This window comes from Streptomyces sp. NPDC017936 (assembly GCF_044328485.1).
Taxonomy (GTDB): domain Bacteria; phylum Actinomycetota; class Actinomycetes; order Streptomycetales; family Streptomycetaceae; genus Streptomyces.
This window is the reverse complement of the sequence record NZ_JBIRHK010000009.1, coordinates 249,247-267,737: the sequence shown is the minus strand read 5'-3', so window position 1 is coordinate 267,737 and position 18,491 is coordinate 249,247. Positions and strand designations below refer to the sequence as shown.

General features: G+C 73.6%; 16 protein-coding genes and 2 pseudogenes. 11 read left to right on the top strand and 7 right to left on the bottom strand.

The features are described from left to right. Window positions 1-56 precede the first annotated feature (56 nt). Window positions 57-482: a hypothetical protein gene (locus ACH4F6_RS21025; RefSeq protein ID WP_397961766.1), complete on the top strand. Its 426-nt coding sequence runs from the start codon at window positions 57-59 to the stop codon at window positions 480-482. A 261-nt stretch (window positions 483-743) separates the two neighbouring features. Here ACH4F6_RS21025 and ACH4F6_RS21020 read toward each other — a convergent pair whose 3' ends face one another. Both ACH4F6_RS21020 and ACH4F6_RS21015 read right to left on the bottom strand, forming a co-directional pair. Continuing rightward, window positions 744-2,810, bottom strand: a complete 2,067-nt coding sequence (locus ACH4F6_RS21020; RefSeq protein ID WP_397961765.1) for a SpoIIE family protein phosphatase — start codon at window positions 2,808-2,810, stop codon at window positions 744-746. 689 nt (window positions 2,811-3,499) lie between these two features. Further along, window positions 3,500-3,910, bottom strand: coding sequence for an SRPBCC family protein (locus ACH4F6_RS21015; protein ID WP_397961764.1), 411 nt, complete (start codon window positions 3,908-3,910; stop codon window positions 3,500-3,502). Window positions 3,911-4,136: 226 nt separating this feature from the next. Here ACH4F6_RS21015 and ACH4F6_RS21010 point away from each other — a divergent pair, with 226 nt between their 5' ends. Beyond that, on the top strand, window positions 4,137-4,583 hold the full coding sequence (locus tag ACH4F6_RS21010; protein WP_397961849.1) for an SPW repeat protein: 447 nt from the start codon (window positions 4,137-4,139) through the stop codon (window positions 4,581-4,583). A 170-nt stretch (window positions 4,584-4,753) separates the two neighbouring features. Here ACH4F6_RS21010 and argG read toward each other — a convergent pair whose 3' ends face one another. The 4 genes from argG to ACH4F6_RS20990 all read right to left on the bottom strand — a co-directional run bounded on the left by argG (window position 4,754) and on the right by ACH4F6_RS20990 (window position 9,935). Then, window positions 4,754-6,208 (bottom strand): argininosuccinate synthase, encoded by a 1,455-nt coding sequence (argG, locus tag ACH4F6_RS21005; protein WP_397961763.1) that lies wholly within the window; start codon window positions 6,206-6,208, stop codon window positions 4,754-4,756. 109 nt (window positions 6,209-6,317) lie between these two features. Beyond that, window positions 6,318-7,796 (bottom strand): glutamate--cysteine ligase, encoded by a 1,479-nt coding sequence (locus tag ACH4F6_RS21000; protein ID WP_397961762.1) that lies wholly within the window; start codon window positions 7,794-7,796, stop codon window positions 6,318-6,320. A 103-nt stretch (window positions 7,797-7,899) separates the two neighbouring features. Next, entirely contained in the window at window positions 7,900-8,787 is an 888-nt protein-coding gene (locus tag ACH4F6_RS20995; RefSeq protein ID WP_397961761.1) for an oxygenase MpaB family protein, read from the bottom strand. Window positions 8,788-9,248: 461 nt separating this feature from the next. Continuing rightward, window positions 9,249-9,935: a ScbR family autoregulator-binding transcription factor gene (locus ACH4F6_RS20990; RefSeq protein WP_397961760.1), complete on the bottom strand. Its 687-nt coding sequence runs from the start codon at window positions 9,933-9,935 to the stop codon at window positions 9,249-9,251. Between the two features lie 228 nt (window positions 9,936-10,163). Here ACH4F6_RS20990 and ACH4F6_RS20985 point away from each other — a divergent pair, with 228 nt between their 5' ends. From ACH4F6_RS20985 to ACH4F6_RS20975, 3 genes are read left to right on the top strand one after another with little or no spacing between them, the layout of a single operon-like run. After that, window positions 10,164-11,084, top strand: coding sequence for a ScbA/BarX family gamma-butyrolactone biosynthesis protein (locus tag ACH4F6_RS20985; protein WP_397961759.1), 921 nt, complete (start codon window positions 10,164-10,166; stop codon window positions 11,082-11,084). Between the two features lie 43 nt (window positions 11,085-11,127). Further along, complete coding sequence (locus ACH4F6_RS20980; RefSeq protein ID WP_397961758.1) at window positions 11,128-12,069, top strand: NAD-dependent epimerase/dehydratase family protein; 942 nt, start codon at window positions 11,128-11,130, stop codon at window positions 12,067-12,069. A gap of 44 nt (window positions 12,070-12,113) precedes the next feature. Then, window positions 12,114-12,887, top strand: a complete 774-nt coding sequence (locus ACH4F6_RS20975; protein WP_397961757.1) for an SDR family NAD(P)-dependent oxidoreductase — start codon at window positions 12,114-12,116, stop codon at window positions 12,885-12,887. A gap of 14 nt (window positions 12,888-12,901) precedes the next feature. On the opposite strand, the gene ACH4F6_RS20970 is transcribed toward ACH4F6_RS20975, so the two are convergent. Further along, window positions 12,902-13,588: a ScbR family autoregulator-binding transcription factor gene (locus ACH4F6_RS20970; RefSeq protein WP_397961756.1), complete on the bottom strand. Its 687-nt coding sequence runs from the start codon at window positions 13,586-13,588 to the stop codon at window positions 12,902-12,904. Between the two features lie 604 nt (window positions 13,589-14,192). On the opposite strand from ACH4F6_RS20970, the pseudogene ACH4F6_RS20965 reads away from it, so the two are divergent. The 6 genes and pseudogenes from ACH4F6_RS20965 to ACH4F6_RS20940 form a co-directional block, all read left to right on the top strand. After that, window positions 14,193-14,507, top strand: a pseudogene (locus ACH4F6_RS20965) (methionine adenosyltransferase domain-containing protein); the annotation flags it as partial. Further along, a pseudogene (locus ACH4F6_RS20960) lies at window positions 14,507-14,674 on the top strand (carbohydrate kinase family protein); the annotation flags it as partial. The pseudogenes ACH4F6_RS20965 and ACH4F6_RS20960, both read left to right, overlap by 1 nt. A gap of 211 nt (window positions 14,675-14,885) precedes the next feature. Next, complete coding sequence (locus tag ACH4F6_RS20955; protein WP_397961755.1) at window positions 14,886-16,946, top strand: discoidin domain-containing protein; 2,061 nt, start codon at window positions 14,886-14,888, stop codon at window positions 16,944-16,946. Between the two features lie 39 nt (window positions 16,947-16,985). Next, the gene (locus ACH4F6_RS20950; RefSeq protein WP_397961754.1) at window positions 16,986-17,591 is read left to right on the top strand and encodes a TetR/AcrR family transcriptional regulator; all 606 of its coding nucleotides are present in this window, start codon (window positions 16,986-16,988) and stop codon (window positions 17,589-17,591) included. Between the two features lie 114 nt (window positions 17,592-17,705). Beyond that, entirely contained in the window at window positions 17,706-18,212 is a 507-nt protein-coding gene (locus tag ACH4F6_RS20945) for a DUF1360 domain-containing protein (protein WP_397961753.1), read from the top strand. Continuing rightward, window positions 18,213-18,371, top strand: a complete 159-nt coding sequence (locus ACH4F6_RS20940; protein ID WP_397961855.1) for a hypothetical protein — start codon at window positions 18,213-18,215, stop codon at window positions 18,369-18,371. The last annotated feature ends 120 nt before the right edge of the window (window positions 18,372-18,491 follow it).

The window sequence follows — 18,491 nt, the reverse complement described above, 5'->3', positions numbered from 1 at the left end:
ATCAAGAACCGCCCTAACCGGGTAGGCGATCTCGAGTCCCGTCGTCGGAAAGGCCCATGCTGATGCCGTCCCTGAAGTCGTCCGCCGGATCCGATGTCCTGCCGGCCCTCACCGCTGCCGATGTCCTGCGCATCGTCTCCGACTCGCGCACACCGGTGTTCGTCACGGTGTACGAGAGCGGCCGGCGCCGCTGCGGCTACTGGCAGCCGTACGACTCCGGCACCGGCAAAGGGGGCTGCTACGTCGCCCTGCCCACGACGATATGCGAGGAGCTGTACGCCCTCGGCCGGATCACGCTCGGCGAGCCCGTCGTGGACCCCACCAGGACGACGTACCGCGTACGCGCCACCCGCACCCGCACCCGGAGCACCCGGACCACCCCCGTCCGACCGCACAGGGCGCCCGTCCGTACGCCGAGCGCCCCCGTGGTGGTCGCGACGGCTCCCGGGCGCGCCCCGGCCGTGCGGCCGCTCGTCGCCTGAGCGGCGCGCGCCCGCGGCCCGTCCACGGGCCCGGCGCCGGCCCGGCGTCCGCGCGACGCAGGCCGGAACGGCGGTCCGTCACCGCCGCGCGTCCCGTCCGCGCCGGGACCGCGTCGCCGTGCCGGCGGCCGGCGGCGCGTACCTCGCGCAGGAGGTGTCGACGCGGCCCGGGGCGGCCCGGGACGCGGACCGCCCGGGACGGCCGGGGGCGCGCGGACGACGAGGCGCCCCGTGCGCGCCGTGGTTCCCCGCCGTGTCCGCCTACGCGGCCCGGGCGACGAGCAGGGCGACGTCGTCGTGGTCGTCGGGGTGGCGCAGGCCGTACAGCAGGAGGTCACAGGTCTCCTCGAGCGGCCGCTGGGGCTCGTCGAGGAAACCGAGGAGGACGTTCAGGCGGTCGTCGATGGGGTGGAGCCGGGTCTCGACGAGGCCGTCGGTGTACAGGACCAGCAGGTCGCCGGGGTCCAGGCGGACCGTGGTGGCCTCGAACGGGACGCCGCCGACGCCCAGCGGGGCTCCCGGGGGCAGGTCGAGCAGCGTCGCGGCACGGCCGGGACCGGCCAGCGCGGGCGGCATGTGCCCGGCGTTGGCGACGCGGCACCGCCCCGTGCGGGGGTCGTACACCGCGTAGAGACAGGTGACGATGTAGTGCTCCAGGTCGCAGGTGATCTTGTCGAGGTGCTGGAGCACGGCGCCGGGCTCGAGGTCGAGGTCCGCGTAGGCGCAGGTGGCGGTGCGCAGCCGGCCCATGGTGGCGGCGGCGTCGATGCCGTTGCCCATCACGTCCCCGACGACCAGGGCGGTCTTGTCGTCGGTCAGCGGGAGGACGTCGTACCAGTCGCCGCCGACCTCACTGGTGGCCAGGGCGGGCTGGTAGCGGGAGGCGAGCTCCAGTCCCCGGTGGCGCGGCGGGTGGTCGGGCAGCAGACTGCGCTGGAGGGTGAGGGCGGTGTTGCGCACGCTCTGGAACCAGCGCGCGTTGTCGATGGCCACGGCGGCGCGCCCGGCCAGCTCGGTGGCGAGGACGACGTCGTCCTCGTCGAACGGCACCGGGTTGCCGGTGCGCTTGAGGTCGAGGGCGCCGAGCACCTCGCCGTGGGCGATCAACGGCACCGCGAGGTACGAGTGGACGCCGGCCCGGGCCAGCAGGGAGCCGGCCTCGGCGTCCCGGGCGATGCGCGGCAGATCCCGGTCGCCGACGTGCCGCACCAGCACCGGCCGGCCGGTGTGGACGCACAGGGTGACCAAGCGGTCCCCGTCGTACGCCGCGAGGTCGCCGGGGTGGTCGGCGGCGCGCAGCGCCACGGTGGGCTCGGCCGCCTTGAGCGCGAGGGCGCGGAAGAGCTCCGGGCCGTTGTCCGCTCTGCGCGCGCGGCGGCAGGCCAGGGCCGAGTCCAGCACGTCCACGGCGACCACGTCCGCGAGCCGGGGGACGGCGATGTCGGCCAGCTCACGGGCGGTCTCCTCCACCTCCAGGGTGGTGCCCACGCGGGTGGAGGCTTCGGCGACGAGGGCCAGGCGCCGCCGCGCCCGGTCGGCCTCGGCGGCCGCGCGGTGCCGCTCGGTGACGTCGACGACCGAGATGGCCGCGCCCAGGACCCGCCCGCCGGGGTCCTCCAGCCGGTAGAAGGAGACGGACCAGGCGTGCTCGTGGTCGGGGTCGGCCGACGGACGGCCCACGTGGTACTGGTCGAGCAGCGGGGTGCCGGTGGTGAACACCTGGCGCAGCGCGGACTCGACGGTGTCGACGTCGGGCAGCGGCAGCACGTCCCGGAGGCGACGGCCGACGTGGTCCTCGGCCGGGATGCCGTCGATGCGCTCCAGCGCCGGGTTGACCAGGAGGTACCGCAGGTCGGGGTCCACGAGGGCCAGGCCGATGGGGGACTGGTCGATCAGCCGCTCGCACAGGGCCAGATCGGTCTCGACGCGCTGGAGCAGGGAGTGGTCGGCCGCGATGCCCAGGGCGTAGACGTCCCCCACGTCGTCCTGCAGCCGCATGTTGCGGAACTCCATCAGGCGGCTGCTGCCGTCCTTGTGCCGGACGGGGAAGGCGCCGGCCCAGCTGCGGCCGGTCTCCAGCACCTCCGTGAACAGCCGCGTCACGGCCTGCAGGTGTTCGGGGCGGATGATCAGCCGGGCCGCGTACTTGCCGAGCGCCTCCTGCGCGGAGTAGCCGATGAGCTCCTCCGCCTGGGGAGTCCAGAACACGATGCGCCCGTCGGCGTCGAGGACCATCGCGGCCACGCTCAGCACGTCCAGCAGACCGGTGGGAGGGGGCGGCGCGGAGCCGTACGCGTCGCCGTCGGACAGGAACGATTCGGCCGTCATCCGGATCCTCCTCCGCCGTGCGGCGGGCCGCGGCGGCCCGCCTCCGCCGGCAGCGGCGCGCCTGGGCGCCGGCCGCCGGCACTTCCATGCTGCCCCCGCCCCCGGGAGTGCGGAAACGGAGCGGGCCGCGACGGACGCCGCGCCCGAGCCGTGCGCACCCGGCGGGCCGGCGGGGACACGGCCGTGCGGAGCGGGCGGGGACGTGGCGGGAACCCGGTCGTGGATCCCCCGACCGGTGTCGGGAACGCTGGCGGGCCTGCTCCGCACGGCTCCGCTGCGCCGGCGTCACCGCGCGGTGCCCGCCCGCGGGCCGCCCGCTCCGGCACCCGCCTCCCGGTGCCGCGCGCCTACCCGCCCGCGGACAGGCGCGCGGCCGTCGCGCACCCGGTGCGGCCAGGCCGCGCGGAGGCCGTCCCTCCGGTCGGCCGCCCGCCGGGTCGCCGCGCGCACAGCGGCGCGGCACGTCCCGGCGCGTCGTGTCCGCAAGGGCATGGAAGAGCCGGCCCGGTGTCCCGCCGGCGCCCGGTCCGCACGGCGTCCGGTCCGCACGGCGTCCGGTCCGCACGGCGTCCGGTCCGCACGGCGTCCGGTCCGCACGGCGCGCGGTCCGCACGGCGCCTGGTCCGCACGGCGCCCGGTCCGGCCCGGGCCGCGGGGCCCTCGGCGCCGGAGTCCTCCGCGCCGGGCGCTCAGCCGGTGTCCCCGCCCCCCAGCCGCACCTGCTCCTCCAGCCGTCGCAGGCTCGTGTCCAGGGCGTCCTGCACGGCTTCCTCGCCCGGGTCGTGGGCGTCGTCGAAGAACGACAGGTGCACCGTCACCTCGCTGGTCCCGCTGTCGATGCCGGCGACCTGGAGCCAGCCCGCGTAGCCGCCCTGGTCGCGGGTGCCCCACTCGATCCGCATCTGCTCGCGCCGGGCGCGCAGCAGGGCGGAGATGTCCTCGTCGACGCCCTCTTCCCGCACGGTGACGGCGGGCAGGTCCCCGGCCTCCACATGCAGGTCCTGCGGCAGCCAGGCGTCCATCCGGCCGATCTGGGCGGCCTGGTCGAAGACGTGTTCCGGCTGGGCCGGCATCGTGCGTGAACGTTCGTACTCGGTCATGCCCACCGCTCCTCGCTCGGCTGGTCCCGCGACCGCGTGGCGGACGTCAGGCGCCCACACCTCTGCGGCGTGGGCGTCGGATCCGCGCGCGGACGCGCCGGGTACCCAGGTCCGGCAGCGGGAACCGGAAGGTTGGCTCGCCGTGTCACAGGGGTACCCGTGCAAGTCCCCAACCGGTCGCAGACATCCGGAGGTGATGGGAGTGACAACCTCCCCCAGGTCGTCGATGGAGACCCATCCCGACATTATCGCCATGCGCGACCGCCACGAGATGGCGGAGCGCGCGACCAGCACCCCCAGGGGGCAGGCCATCGAGGCCCTCGCCCTGATCACCGGGGTGTACCTGGCGGCCTCCCCGTGGATCGCCGGGTTCAACGGCCTGTCCACGCTGGCGGTGAACAACCTGATCGTCGGCGTCGTCTACGCGCTGCTGATGAGCGGCGGCTTCGGACGGGCCTACGAGCGCACCCACAGCATGGCGTGGGCCGCCTGCGCGCTGGGCCTGTGGACGATCATCGCCCCCTGGGCGGTCGCCGGTGACGTCAGCACCACCAGGACCATCGTGAACAACGTCATCGTCGGCATCCTCTGCCTGCTGCTCGGCCTGGCGGCCAGCGCCGCCGCCCAGCAGCGCGGTACCCCGCGGAGCGGGCACGGCATGATGAAGCGGTGACCGTACCGCGGCGGCCGACCGCGGCACGCCCATCCGCTCCCGGCCGTCCTCACCGGCGCACCGGCTCCGGCTCGGTGGCCCGACGAAGAGGCCGGCTCGACGTCCTGTCGAGCCGGCCTCTTCACCGGTGATCCGTCCCCTCGGGGGGCCTCCCCCGGCCGGACCCGTGGTCAGTCCGTGCCCGACTCCATCGCCGCGCGGTCCAGCAGCACGTCCTCCTCGGACACCGCGCCGCGGGAGGCGATGGCCTCGGCGCCGCCCTCCGGCAGCTCCGGCATGGTGCCGATCAGCCCGGTCGCGGCGGCCTGCGAGGCGCCGATGGTGGGGCTGCCGGTGCCGATCAGGCCGAGGCCCGCGTACTGCTCCAGCTTGGCGCGCGAGTCGGCGATGTCGAGGTTGCGCATGGTGAGCTGGCCGATCCGGTCCACCGGGCCGAAGGCCGAGTCCTCGGTGCGCTCCATGGACAGCTTGTCCGGGTGGTAGCTGAACGCCGGGCCCGTGGTGTCGAGGATCGAGTAGTCCTCGCCGCGCCGCAGACGGAGGGTGACCTCGCCGGTGACCGCGGCGCCGACCCAGCGCTGGAGCGACTCGCGCACCATCAGCGCCTGCGGGTCCAGCCAGCGGCCCTCGTACATCAGACGGCCCAGACGCCGGCCCTCGTTGTGGTACTGCGCCACGGTGTCCTCGTTGTGGATCGCGTTGACCAGGCGCTCGTACGCCGCGTGCAGCAGGGCCATGCCGGGCGCCTCGTAGATGCCGCGGCTCTTGGCCTCGATGATCCGGTTCTCGATCTGGTCCGACATGCCCAGGCCGTGGCGGCCGCCGATGGCGTTGGCCTCCATCACCAGGTCGACGGGGGACGGGAACTCCTTGCCGTTGACCGTGACCGGACGGCCCTGCTCGAAGCCGATCGTCACGTCCTCGGCGGCGATCTCCACCTCGGGGTCCCAGAACCGCACGCCCATGATCGGCTCGACGGTCTCGACGCCGGTGTCCAGGTGCTCCAGCGTCTTGGCCTCGTGGGTGGCGCCCCAGATGTTGGCGTCCGTGGAGTACGCCTTCTCCGTGCTGTCGCGGTAGGGGAGGCCGTGGGCGACGAGCCACTCCGACATCTCCTTGCGGCCGCCGAGCTCGGTCACGAAGTCCGCGTCCAGCCAGGGCTTGTAGATCCGCAGGTGCGGGTTGGCGAGCAGGCCGTAGCGGTAGAACCGCTCGATGTCGTTGCCCTTGAAGGTCGAACCGTCGCCCCAGATCTGGACGTCGTCCTCGAGCATCGCCCGGACCAGGAGCGTGCCGGTGACGGCGCGGCCGAGCGGGGTGGTGTTGAAGTACGAACGGCCCCCCGAGCGGATGTGGAACGCGCCGCAGGCGAGCGCGGCCAGGCCCTCCTCGACCAGCGCCGCACGGCAGTCCACCAGACGCGCGACCTCGGCCCCGTAGGTCTTCGCACGACCGGGCACCGAGGCGATGTCGGGCTCGTCGTACTGACCGATGTCGGCGGTGTAGGTGCACGGAACGGCGCCCTTGTCGCGCATCCACGCGACCGCGACGGAGGTGTCGAGGCCGCCCGAGAAGGCGATGCCGACGCGCTCGCCGGCCGGAAGGGAGGTGAGGACCTTTGACATAGGAAGAGTTTGCATCAATCCGCATGATTATGCAAAGCCGCCGTGCCCCCGGCCGGCGCCCGGCGGAGCGGGGCCCCCGGAGCGGCCGGGCCGTCGGCGCGGGTCCCCGTCAGTCCACCGGCCAGGTGTGGACGGGGGCGTTGAGGTGCATGTAGTCGATGTACAGCTGCGTCATGCGGCGCAGGGCCTCGTGCCGGCCGGAGGGGTCGGAGGCCGCGACGTGGTGGCACATCTCCTTCTGCCAGACCGCGCCGTTGCGGCCGGTCACGCACCGCTGCTCGATGACGCCGAGCAGCGGCTCCCGCCAGGACGCGTCCATGCCGGAGTGCTCCAGCCCCCGGTGCGCCAGCGGCAGCAGGCGCCGCAGGACCAGTTCCGGCACCGGCACCTCGCCCATCCCCGGCCAGTACAGCCGCGCCTCGATGCCGTGCCGGGCCGCCGTGTGCAGGTTGTCCGCCGCGGCCGAGAAGGACATCCGCGACCACACCGGCCGCTCCTCCTCCACCAGGGCGCGGGTGAGGCCGTAGTAGAAGGCGCCGTTGGCGAGGGTGTCGGCGACGGTCGGGCCGGCGGGCAGGACGCGGTTCTCCACCCTCAGGTGCGGAGTGTCGTGGGCGACGGCGTAGACCGGCCGGTTCCAGCGGTAGATGGTGCCGTTGTGCAGGGTGAGCTCCCCCAGGTCGGGGATGTCGCCCTGGTCCAGCGTCTCCTGCGGGTCCTGCGCGTCGCACAGCGGCAGCAGCGCCGGGAAGAAGCGGAGGTTCTCCTCGAAGAGGTCGAAGACGCTGTTGATCCACTGCTCCCCGAACCACACCCGGGGGCGCACCCCCTGCACCTTGATCTCCTGCGGACGGGTGTCGGTCGCCTGCTCGAACAGCGGGATGCGGGTCTCGTGCCACAGTTCCTTGCCGAACAGGAAGGGCGCGTTGGCCGCCAGCGCGACCTGGACCCCGGCGATGGCCTGGGCCGCGTTCCAGTAGTCGGGGAACTCCTCCGGGGACACCTGGAGGTGGAACTGCGTACTGGTGCACGCGGCCTCCGGAGTGATCGTGTCGGCGTAGGTCCGCAGCCGGTCGACGCCGTCCACCTCGATCCGCAGGTCCTCCCCGCGGGCCGCGAAGACCTGGTCGTTGAGCAACCGGTAGCGAGGGTTCTCCGACAGCGCCGCCTCGCCGATGTCCTCCTGCCGCAGCGTGGGGAGGATGCCGATCATGATCAGTCGTGCGCCGACGGACCGGGCGCGCCGGTCGGCGTGGTTCAGCGCCGCGCGGATCTCGGACTCCCACGCGTCGGGGCCGCCCTCCGTCAGCCGGCGGGGCGGAACGTTGATCTCGAGGTTGAACCGGCCGAGCTCCGTCGACCAGGCGGGGTCCGCGATCGCCTCGAGCACGTCGCTGTTGCGCATCGCCGGCTCGGCCCGGTCGTCGACCAGGTTCAGCTCGATCTCCAGCCCCACCTGCGGCCGCTCGGCCTCGAACCGCGCCTCGCGCAGCATCTGGGCGAACGCGTCGAGGCACTCCTGCATCTTGATCCGGTACCGGCGGCGGTCCTCGCGGGTGAAGACCAGCGCCGGAACGTCTCGTCCCATCGGTCCTCCAGGGAGCCCCTCACGGGGCGGCTGTCACTCCAGCGTCGCACCCCCGGGCTGCCCTGACCACGCGGGCCCGCGACGCGCCACGACGAGACGTCCGTCAGCGCGGCGGCGCCACCGGCGCACGCCGGACCGGCGACATCGCCCACCGGATCGCCGCGGTCACGGCGCGGCCGAGCGGCCGCACGCACAGTCCGTCGACCACCGGCAGCCGCGGCAGACGCAGCTCGCGGGCGGCCCAGTCGGGCAGCAGCGAGACGGCGTTGGCGGCGAGCACCCCGTAGGGGAGGCGGGCGGCGAGCGGCACCGGCGGGTCGAGCAGCAGGTAACGCGCGGTGTCCCGGGCCTGCGCGCCGGCCCTCAGCTCCGGACGGTAGGCGGCGAGCCGCTCGGTCAACTCGGCCCTGCTGCGCGGGGGATCGGGGATGCCGAGCGCGACGGCGACCCGTGCCGTGTCCGCCACGTACCCGTCGCACTCGTCGGCCGAGAGGGGGCGCAGGCCGTAGCGCTGGTGGGCGCGCAGGAAGCTGTCGACCTCGGCGACGTGCACCCAGCCCAGCAGGTGCGGGTCCGAGGCCCGGTACGGCTCGCCGTCCGCGGTCACCCCGTGGATGCGTTCGTGGACCGCCCGCACCTGGTCGCAGGCCCGCTGTGCGTGGTCCGCGGTGCCGTACGTCGTCGTGGCCAGGAAGGTGCTCGTGCGCTGGAGCCGGCCCCACGGGTCGCCGCGGAAGCCCGAGTGGGCGGCCACGGCCGCCATGGCGAGCGGGTGCAGCGACTGGAGCAGGAGGGCGGAGAGCCCGCCGATGAACATGGACGCGTCGCCGTGCACACGGCGGACGGGGCGTTCCGGTCCGAACCAGCGGGGTCCGGGGGTGCCGTGGATGCGGGCGCGGTTGCGGGCCCCGTCCGGTCCGGCGACGCGGGCGAACAGGCCGTCGCCCAGCCACTGCCTGGGCCCGGTCCCGCCCGGTGCGGTCGTCCTCATGGCTGCCGTGGCCTCCTTCTGCCCCACCGAGCCGGATCCGGCCCGGTGGGGACGGCCGTCAGGCTTTTCCGCTCGTCCCGGCCGGCTCCGCGGACAGGGGTTCCTTCCGTCCCGGACCTCACTCGTGCCGGGTCGCCCACGGTGTCGCGTGCCGAGGGCGACGGACGGTTCCCCGCCGCGGGCGACGGGCGCGCGGGCGGTTGAGCCGGCGGCTCGCGCGGCCGCTGAGCGGCCGGGCGGCCTCGCCGGCGGTCACCCCGTGCACTCGGCGGTCGCCCCCGTGTATGCGGCGACCCTACTCCTGACGGTCCGCGGTGTCGCCTCGGCGACGACGCTCTGTGCGCGGTCACGGCGACGGCCCGCGACCCCGGCGCGACCGTCACGGCCGAATCCGGCCGTACGGACCGGGACGGAGAGGAGGCCCCGGCGTGAACCGGAGATTAACCGACCGATCGGTTTTGTCACGGGGAGGTTCCCTCCCGGGACCGCGGCGCCGAGGAGGCGGTCTCGGGGAGGGCCTCGCACTCGAGGAAGACCCGCTCGCCGCGCTCCGGGGAGAGGTCGAGGGCGGCCAGCATCGCGGGCGTGGAGATGCCGGGCAGGACGTGGCGGAGCAGGACGGAGACGCGACGGCCGAGGTCGGCGCGGTTGCAGCGGGCCTGTGACATCGCCTGGACGCCGGCGAAGGCGCCGGTGAGGACCTCCGCGGTGTCGGAGACGTCGATGTGCGGCAGGAGTTCGCCCTGGGCGCGCGCCTCGGCCAGGATCTGCTCCAGCTGATCGGCCCAGGCCCGGAAGGCGGCGTTGCGGTCCAGCTCTCCCGCGCCCTGGTCGAGGGCGAGGGAGACGCCGGCCTGCACCAGCGGATCGTGCTGCAGCCGGTAGGCCATGACCATGCCGTGGTCGACGAGTTTCTGGAGCTTGCTGGACCCCTCCGGAAGCCGGTCGAGGGGCATCTGGGCGGCGAGCACGCCGAGCGCGACCTCCTCCTTGGAGGAGAAGTGGAAGTACAGGGCGCCCCGGGTCACCCCGGCGCGGCCGAGGATCTCCTCGACGGTGGCCGAGGCGTAACCACGCTCGCCGAACACCTTCGCGGCCGCCTCGAGGATCGACCGGCGGGTCCTGATCGCTCGGTCCTGCTGGGCCATGGGTCCCTCCACCGTTGCGCGCACCATCACGTCGCGTATTGAAAAGAAAACCGGATCACACGTATCTTATGCGCCGGGTGAGGACACCTCGCTCTGGCGAATGACTCGGGGGGAGCCATGGGCCGGACGCAGTTCATCGACGCAACGGCACGGGACGAGCAAACCACAGGCGCTGCCGCGCCGGTCCCCGTAACGCCCTCATGGCATACGGAGATCAGCGGCGCACAGGTGCACCGGCCGGATCCACGCGACGCCTTCCCCACCGGGTGGCGCCGCCTGGACGACACGCACTTCCAGGTCAGGGCCCGCTGGCCGCTGTGGCACCGGCTCTTCGCCGAGGCGTCCGGGCGCTTCCAGGACCCCCTGCTCGTACCGGAGATACTGCGGCAGAGCACGATGCTGCTGGCCCACGCCGTGTTCGGCGTGCCCCTCGGCGGCCGGTTCGTGATGCAGTCCCTGAGGTACTCCACCTCGCCGGCCGGGCTCGCGTTCGACCGCTCCACCGAGGACGTCGTCGCCGACATCGCCTGCGGCGACGTGCGGCGCCGGGGACAGCGGCTGGCGGGCATGCGCTGCGGCATGGTGCTGCGCCGCGCGGGCCGGGTGATCGCGACCGCCGACGGACGGGTCGACTGCGTCTCGGAGGAGGCCTACCGCCGGCTGCGCGGTGAGCGGTTGTCGATGACCGGCCGTCCCGTGCCGCTTCTGCCGGGGCTGCCGCCCGGGGCCGTCGGCAGAACCGACACCGCCGCCGTCGTGCTGGCGCCGTCTCCGCGGCCGGGGTCCTGGCAGCTCAGGGTCGACACCACGCACCCCACGCTGTTCAGGCGGCCGAACGACCACGTGCCGGGCCTGGTGCTGCTGGAGGCGGCCCGCCAGGCCGCGACGGCCCTCTCGCTCTTCCCGGGCCCGACGATGGCGACGGGGATGGACATGGTCTTCCGCCGGTACGCCGGACTGGACCGGCCCTGCTGGATAGAGGCCGACACCGCGCCCGAGGATGACCCCGGCCCGGCCGTGGTCCGGGTACGGGGCCTGCAGGACGACGGCGAGGTCTTCCGCTGTGCCGTGACGGTCACGGCACCGGAGCCCCGCGTCCCCGACCTCGTCCCCGGTGCCGCCCGGACCGGGTCCGTCACCGACTGTTGACCACGACACGCGAACCGCCGGCAAAGGGGGAGGACCCACCACCTTGTCACCACGCATCCTCATCACCGGAGCCGGCGGCTTCATCGGCGGTCATGTCCTGGCCGCCGTGCGGGAGGCGGGCTCCGCCCCGCCCCCGGTCCGGCTGCTGCTGCGCGACCCCGGGAGCCGGCCGCCGGGGCCCGGCGGCCCGGCGGCGGACGTCGTGAGGGCGGACCTGGCCGCGCCGGAGTCCCTGCGCGGGGTCTGCGACGGCGTCGACGTCGTCCTGCACTGCGCCTCCCACATCGGCGACGACGAACGGCGCACCGAGGCCGTCAACGACCGCGGCACCCGGGCCCTCGTCGAAGAGGCGGCGCGCGCCGGGGCGACCCGGGTCGTCTACGTGAGCACGGCCGCCGTATACGGTCGGGGACCCTTCACCGGCGCGCTGCCGGGTGAGCCGCCGCTCGCGCCGGCCTCGCCGACGAGCCGTTCCCGTGCCGCCGCCGAACGGCACGTGCTGGACGCGGGCGGCGTCGTGCTGCGTCCGCACCTCGTGCTCGGGGCGGGTGACAGGTGGGTGGTGCCGGGGCTGGCCGCCCTGATGGGAGCCCTCTCCGCGCGCCTGAAGGGGTGCGTCTCCCGCCATTCCGTCGTCGACGTGAGGGCGTTGGGGCGTGCGGTGGTCGCCGCCGGGCTGTCGGACCGGGGGGCGCGGGGCGTGCATCACGTCAGCCATCCCGAGCCGGCGGACTGTTCGGAACTGCTGGACACGGTGGCCGACCGGCTCGGCCTGCGCCTGCCGGGCACGCCCCTGGACCTCGACGGGGCACGCGCACGTCTCGCCGGGCAGCCCCGGGCACTGCACCACCTCGAGATGCTCGCGGTGGACCACTGGTTCGCCGACGGCGGTTTCTGGGCCGGCGCCGGCGCGGACCCCGGAGCGGGATTCGCGCGGAGCCTGGCCGAACACGCGCCGTGGTACCGGGACTTCCTGGGCCGCTGACGGGCGCGCCGCCTTTCCGTACCTCTTCGACACACAGGGTCTTCGTGGACACCAAACGCACACTGACAGGCAGGACCGCACTGGTCACCGGGGCCGGCCGGGGCATCGGCAGAGCGATCGCCGGACGGCTGGCCCAGGACGGGGCGCTGGTCGGCGTCCACTACGGACACAGCGAGGCCGCCGCCGCGGAGGTCGTCGAGCAGATACGGAGGAACGGCGGGCGGGCCTTCCCGGTCGGGGCGGAACTCGGGGTGCCCGGCGACGCCGACGCCGTCTTCGAGGCCTTCGACGCCGGGCTGCGGGAGGAGGGGGAGGAGCCTTCGCTCGACATCCTGGTGAACAACGCCGGGGTGAGCGGTTCGGGGCCGGTGGACCAGGCCGTTCCGGAGGTCTTCGACCGCATGATCGCCGTGAACGCCAAGGCGCCGTTCTTCCTCGTGCAGCGCGCGCTGCCGCGGATGCGGGACGGCGGGCGCGTCATCAACGTCTCCTCGCTCGCCTCACGGCACGCCTTCCCCGAGTCCGTGGCGTACGCCATGTCCAAGGGCGCGCTGGACACGATGACCCTGTGTCTGGCGAAGGAGCTCGGCGGGCGCGGCATCACCGTCAACACGGTCGCGCCGGGGTTCGTCGAGACGGACATGAACGCCCGCCGCAGGGCGACTCCCCAGGCGCGGGCCGCCCTGGCCGCGCGGTCCGTGTTCGACCGGATCGGCAGGCCCTCCGACGTGGCGGACGTGGTGGCGTTCCTCGCCTCCGACGACTCCCGGTGGATCACCGGCCAGTACCTCGACGTCAGCGGAGGCACCGACCTGTGACGGCGCACCGCGGATCAGGGAGCGACCGGGCCGGCCGGAGCCGGTACGAACCCCGTGCGCACGGCCGCGTTCGACGCCTGGTGTGCCGCGTCCGTGCCCGCGGGCCGCAGGTGCGTCAGCGTCTCGGGGGCGACCAGCGTGGGCAGCAGCACTTCCCAGAAGCCGGTGACGGTGAAGCCGGACAGCCACTCCGGATCGGTGCGGCTCAGCACCTCGTACCCGATGGTCGAGGCCACCAGCGCCCCGGTCAGGTGCTGCTGCCGGGCCTCCGGGACCAGCATGCGCTCGTCGGCCGCCTCGGCCAGGAGCTGCTGCACGCAGACCTGCCACTCATGACGCAGGTTGAGGTCCGTGCCGTGCGCGCCCTCGCAGCTGAGCAGGAAGCCGGCGCGTACGACGATGCTCCGCCGGAGCACGTCGGCCAGGGCGTGCGAGACGTCGACCAGTGTCTGCAGCGCGCTGGTCCGGCGGCGGCGGGCGAGGCGCGCGGCCCGGCGCAGGGCGTGCGAGGCCTCGGTGCGCAGGGCCTCGGCCAGGGCCGCCTTGTTCTCGAAGTGGAAGTGCAGCGCGCCCGAGCTGACCCCCGCCTCGGAGCTGATGGCGGACAGCTTCGCCCTGTCGTGACCGTGCCGTTGGAACTCACGGGCGGCCGCCAGCAGCAACGCGTCACGGGTGCGGGCGGCCCGTTCCTGCTTGGTCATCGTGGGCCTCGCACACGAACCGCGATGTCCCTCGTGTTCACTTCCAGGCTCCTCTTGTACTCATGGCCGGGTGAGGGAGGGAGCCCCGCGTCCCGTGCGGGAGCCCTCGGGCCGGTAGGAAACCGATTCAGCTCGCGCCCGGGGCGAGCCCCCAGTGAGCTGGATCATAACAAACCGTCTTGATTGTTTGGTGAGCCGTCCGCCCGGTCGGCGGATGGTCGTCATTTGCCCGCAGTTTCGCTGAACTGTGCGGCCGTGGGCTTGATTTGACGTTCCACTGAACACCGTTTGGGTCAGTCTTCACGGGCCTGAGGCTCATTCACATACCGGAGGATCGGTTTGTAAGTTTCCGGTGTCCGCTCCGAAAGGAGCGATTCGGGCAAAGCTGGACTAGCTGGGGGGCTGATGAGCCAGCGTTCCACCCGACTGAAGGATCCTCATATACCGGCTCCTCGCCGCGGGGAGGTGACGGCCTGGCGCGTTCTCGTCGTGGAGAACGACGCAGCCGAGGCGGAAGCACTGGTGTGCGCGCTCAAGCGCCATGGTCACGATGTGGACAGCGTCGCCTCGGGCGGCGCCGCACTCCAGTCCTGCGCGGACGCGGGTCGCCAAGAACGTGGTCGCCGCGGGGCTGGCCGCGCGCTGCGAGGTGCAGGTCGCCCATGCGATCGGCAAGGCCGAGCCGGTGGGCCTGTTCGTCGAGACCTTCGGCACCCACACGATCGACCCGGAGAAGATCGAGAAGGCCATCGACGAGGTCTTCGACCTGCGTCCGGCCGCGATCATCCGCGACCTCGACCTGCTCCGCCCGATCTACGCCCAGACCGCCGCGTACGGCCACTTCGGCCGTGAGCTGCCCGACTTCACCTGGGAGCGCACCGACCGCGTGGACGCCCTGCGGAAGGCGGCCGGAGCCTGATGCGCATCGCCGTCACGGGCTCCATCGTCGCCGACCACCTGCTGTCCTTCCCCGGCCGGTTCACCGAGCAGTTCGTCACCGACCGGCTGGGCCGGGTCTCCCTGTCCTTCCTCGCCGAGAGTCTGGAGGTGCGCCGCAGGGGAGTGGCCGCCAACATCGCCCTGGGCCCGGCCCACCCGCGCCATGCCGGCGCCGGCATGGCGCGGGTCCACCGCCCCGGCCGGGGGCGCGTGGCGGGCGGGCCGGCCGGGCCGCCGGAGGCGTCATCAGGTCAGGTGTCCCGGACCCTTGACTCGCACCTCGCCAGTGGCGATCCTCGTCGCACAGATTGTGCCGGTCATGACAACCTGTGTGGCCGCCGAGCGAGGGACGTGGGTCATGACCAAGCCGCGACGCCCGCACCGCGGACGCAGGGACGTCACCGTCGTGTCGCTGCTCCTCCTCGTGCTCGCCGCGGTCCTCGGCCCCGCGCCGAGCTCGGCCGCCGCGGGCGACTGGTGGAACCCGACCGCGCGGCCCGCGCCGGACTCCGGGATCGACGTCACCGGCGAGCCGTTCACCGGCACCGACGCCCGGGGCGAGGTGCGCGGCTTCGTCGACGCGCACAACCACCTGTTCTCCAACGAGGCGTTCGGCGGCCGGCTGATCTGCGGCAAGGTGTTCTCCGGAGCCGGAGTCGCCGACGCCCTCAAGGACTGTCCCGAGCACTACCCCGACGGCACCCTCGCGGTCTTCGACTACATCACCCACGGCGGCGACGGCCGGCACGACCCGACCGGCTGGCCCACCTTCGCGGACTGGCCCGCCCACGACTCGATGACCCACCAGGCGAACTACTACGCCTGGGTGGAGCGCGCCTGGCGCGGCGGCCAGCGCGTCCTCGTCAACGACCTCGTCACCAACGGCGTGATCTGCTCGGTCTACTTCTTCAAGGACCGCAGCTGCGACGAGATGACCTCGATCCGGCTCCAGGCCAAGATGACGTACGACCTCCAGGCCTACGTCGACAGGATGTACGGCGGCACCGGCAAGGGCTGGTTCCGGATCGTCACCGACAGCGCGCAGGCCCGCGAGGTCGTCGAGGCGGGCAAACTGGCCGTCGTCCTGGGCGTGGAGACGTCCGAGCCGTTCGGCTGCAAGCAGGTCCTCGGCATCGCGCAGTGCAGCAGGTCCGACATCGACAAGGGACTGGACGAGCTGTACGCGCTGGGCGTGCGCAGCATGTTCCTGTGCCACAAGTTCGACAACGCGCTGTGCGGCGTCCGCTTCGACTCGGGCGGCCTCGGCACGGCCATCAACGTCGGGCAGTTCCTGTCGACCGGCACCTTCTGGAAGACCGAGAAGTGCACCGGCCCGCAGCACGACAACCCCATCGGCACGGCCGCCTCCGCGGCCGAGGCGGACCTGCCCGCGGGCACCGAGGTCCCGGAGTACGACGAGGACGCCCGGTGCAACGTCCGCGGCCTCACCGACCTCGGCGAGTACGCCGTGCGCGGCATGATGAAACGCAAGATGATGCTCGAGATCGACCACATGAGCGTCAAGGCCACCGGCCAGGCGCTCGACATCCTCGAGGCCGCCTCCTACCCCGGCGTGATCTCCTCGCACAGCTGGATGGACCTGAACTGGACGGAGCGGGTCTACGCCCTCGGCGGCTTCGTCGCCCAGTACATGCACGGCTCCACGGGCTTCAGCGCCGAGGCGGAGCGCACCGACGCGCTGCGCGAGAAGTACGACGTCGGCTACGGCTTCGGCACCGACTTCAACGGCGTCGGCGACCACCCGGCCCCGCGCGGCGCGGACGCCGCCGACAAGGTCACGTACCCCTTCAGGAGCGTCGACGGCGGCTCGGTCATCGACCGGCAGACCGTCGGCGGGCGCACCTTCGACATCAACACCGACGGTGGCGCCCACGTCGGGCTGGTCCCCGACTGGATCGAGGACATCCGGCTCGTCGGCGGCCAGGACGTGGTGGACGACCTCTTCCGGGGCGCCGAGTCCTACCTCGACACCTGGGGCGGCACCGAGCGGCACCAGGCCGGGGTCGACCTCGCCGAGGGGGCGGCGGCGACGGCCAGTTCCTCCGAGTCGAACCCCTTCACCAGCTACCGGCCGGGGCGGGCCGTCGACGGCGACGACGGCAGCCGCTGGGCCAGCGACTGGAGCGACGACCAGTGGTGGCAGGTGGACCTGGGCTCCACCCGGCTCGTCTCGCGCGTCACCCTCGACTGGGAGCGCGCGTACGGGAAGTCGTACCGCGTCGAGCTCTCCACCGACGGTGCGAACTGGCGGACCGCGTGGTCCACCACCTCCGGCGACGGCGGCCTGGACACGGTCCGGTTCACCGGCACACCGGCCCGCCACGTCCGCGTCCACGGCCTGGAGCGCGGCACCGACTGGGGCTACTCGCTGTACGAGGTGGGCGTCCACAGCGGCTGACCGGCAGCCGGTACGGGCACGACACGAGGGGCACGCACGATGGCGCGGATGCCGTCGGCCGAACGGCGCCGGCAGCTCACGGAGGCGGCGATCGCGGTGATGGCCCGGGACGGCGTCGCCAGGGCGACGACCCGGGCCATCGCCGCCGAGGCGGGCGTGTCCCTCAGCGTCTTCCACTACTGCTTCGACTCCAAGCAGGAACTGGTCGAGTCCGTCATCACCGCCATCACCGACCACTCCGTGACCGTGGTGAAGCGGGCGCTGCGGCCCAGGGACACGCTCGCGGAGACCGTCCGGGCCGGCTTCCAGGCCTACTGGGACCACGTCCGCGCCCACCCCGAGGAGCACATGCTCACCTACGAGCTGACCCAGTACGCCCTGCGCCGGCCGGGTTTCGAGCACCTCGCGCGCCGCCAGTACGAGGCCTACGGCGCCACCTTCGCCGAGCTGATCGACGAGCTGCGACGGAGCAGGGGCTTCCGCCTCCGCGTGCCGGTGACCGTGCTGGCCCGCTACCTGGCCGCCGTGACCGACGGGCTGACCCTCGACCACCTCGTGCTCGGCGACGACGAGGCCTGGGCCGGCGTCCTCGACACGGTCACCGCCCACGTCGTCGGCCTGGTGGACGACGGCGCCTCCCCCTGAGGTCCCGGGGACGGCGGGGCGGCGGGGACCGGCCCGCGGGAGCGGCGCGTGTGCCGTTCGCGTGCGGGGGAACTCGGCGCGCCGTGGAAGGCCGGACCCGCTCCAGGAGGTGCCATGACCGTCGACGCCGTGGGTTACGAGGAACGGGCCGACAGCGAGGAGGCCGTTCCCCTCGGCGGCTACGCGGTGCTCGCCGGCACCTTCACGGCCGCCGCCGCCGTGTACGCGGGCGTGGCGCGGCACCGGGGGGTCCGGCTGCCCGAGCGGGTGCCGCCGTGGGACGTCGCCCTGCTGGGGGCGGCCACGTACAAGGCGGCCCGGCTGCTGTCCCGGGACAAGGTCACGAGCTTCCTGAGGGCGCCGTTCACCCGCCGCGAGGGCGAGGCCCTCGGAGCGGAGGTCATGGACGCACCCCGGGGCAGCGGCCTGCGGCGTGCCGTCGGCGACCTGGTGTCCTGTCCGTTCTGCGCCTCGATGTGGGCGGCCGGCGCCCTGGTCGGGGCGTACGCGTGGACGCCCCGGGCCACCCGGCTCGTCTGCGCGGGCTTCGGCGCCGTCACGCTGGCGGACTGGCTGCAGTACGCCTGGACCTGGACGCAGCAGACCACGGAGGACCGATAAGTGAGCACGATGGACCACAGGACCCCGTCCCAGGCCGAGGGCGAACGGGACGACGAGGACCTGCGCGACACGACCGAGTACCCGACCCCCTCCCAGGCGGAGGGCGAACGCGACGACGCCGCGGAGGAGGAGGTGGGCGGCGAGGAGCCCGGTTCCTGACGGGACCGGCCGGACCGCGGACCCCCGCCCGGGGCGCCCGGGCCGCCCCCCCCGCCACCCCCCCCCCCCGCGTGTGGTGGCGCGCCGGCGGCCCCCCCCCCCCCCCCCCCCCCCAACCGC

Coding starts and splice junctions, on each gene's coding strand:
- ACH4F6_RS21025 (WP_397961766.1), top strand. CDS start 57: ATGCTGATGCCGTCCCTGAAGTCGTCCGCCGGATCCGATGTCCTGCCG.
- ACH4F6_RS21020 (WP_397961765.1), bottom strand. CDS start 2,810: ATGACGGCCGAATCGTTCCTGTCCGACGGCGACGCGTACGGCTCCGCG.
- ACH4F6_RS21015 (WP_397961764.1), bottom strand. CDS start 3,910: ATGACCGAGTACGAACGTTCACGCACGATGCCGGCCCAGCCGGAACAC.
- ACH4F6_RS21010 (WP_397961849.1), top strand. CDS start 4,137: ATGGAGACCCATCCCGACATTATCGCCATGCGCGACCGCCACGAGATG.
- argG (WP_397961763.1), bottom strand. CDS start 6,208: ATGTCAAAGGTCCTCACCTCCCTTCCGGCCGGCGAGCGCGTCGGCATC.
- ACH4F6_RS21000 (WP_397961762.1), bottom strand. CDS start 7,796: ATGGGACGAGACGTTCCGGCGCTGGTCTTCACCCGCGAGGACCGCCGC.
- ACH4F6_RS20995 (WP_397961761.1), bottom strand. CDS start 8,787: ATGAGGACGACCGCACCGGGCGGGACCGGGCCCAGGCAGTGGCTGGGC.
- ACH4F6_RS20990 (WP_397961760.1), bottom strand. CDS start 9,935: ATGGCCCAGCAGGACCGAGCGATCAGGACCCGCCGGTCGATCCTCGAG.
- ACH4F6_RS20970 (WP_397961756.1), bottom strand. CDS start 13,588: ATGACCAAGCAGGAACGGGCCGCCCGCACCCGTGACGCGTTGCTGCTG.
- ACH4F6_RS20955 (WP_397961755.1), top strand. CDS start 14,886: ATGACCAAGCCGCGACGCCCGCACCGCGGACGCAGGGACGTCACCGTC.
- ACH4F6_RS20950 (WP_397961754.1), top strand. CDS start 16,986: ATGGCGCGGATGCCGTCGGCCGAACGGCGCCGGCAGCTCACGGAGGCG.
- ACH4F6_RS20945 (WP_397961753.1), top strand. CDS start 17,706: ATGACCGTCGACGCCGTGGGTTACGAGGAACGGGCCGACAGCGAGGAG.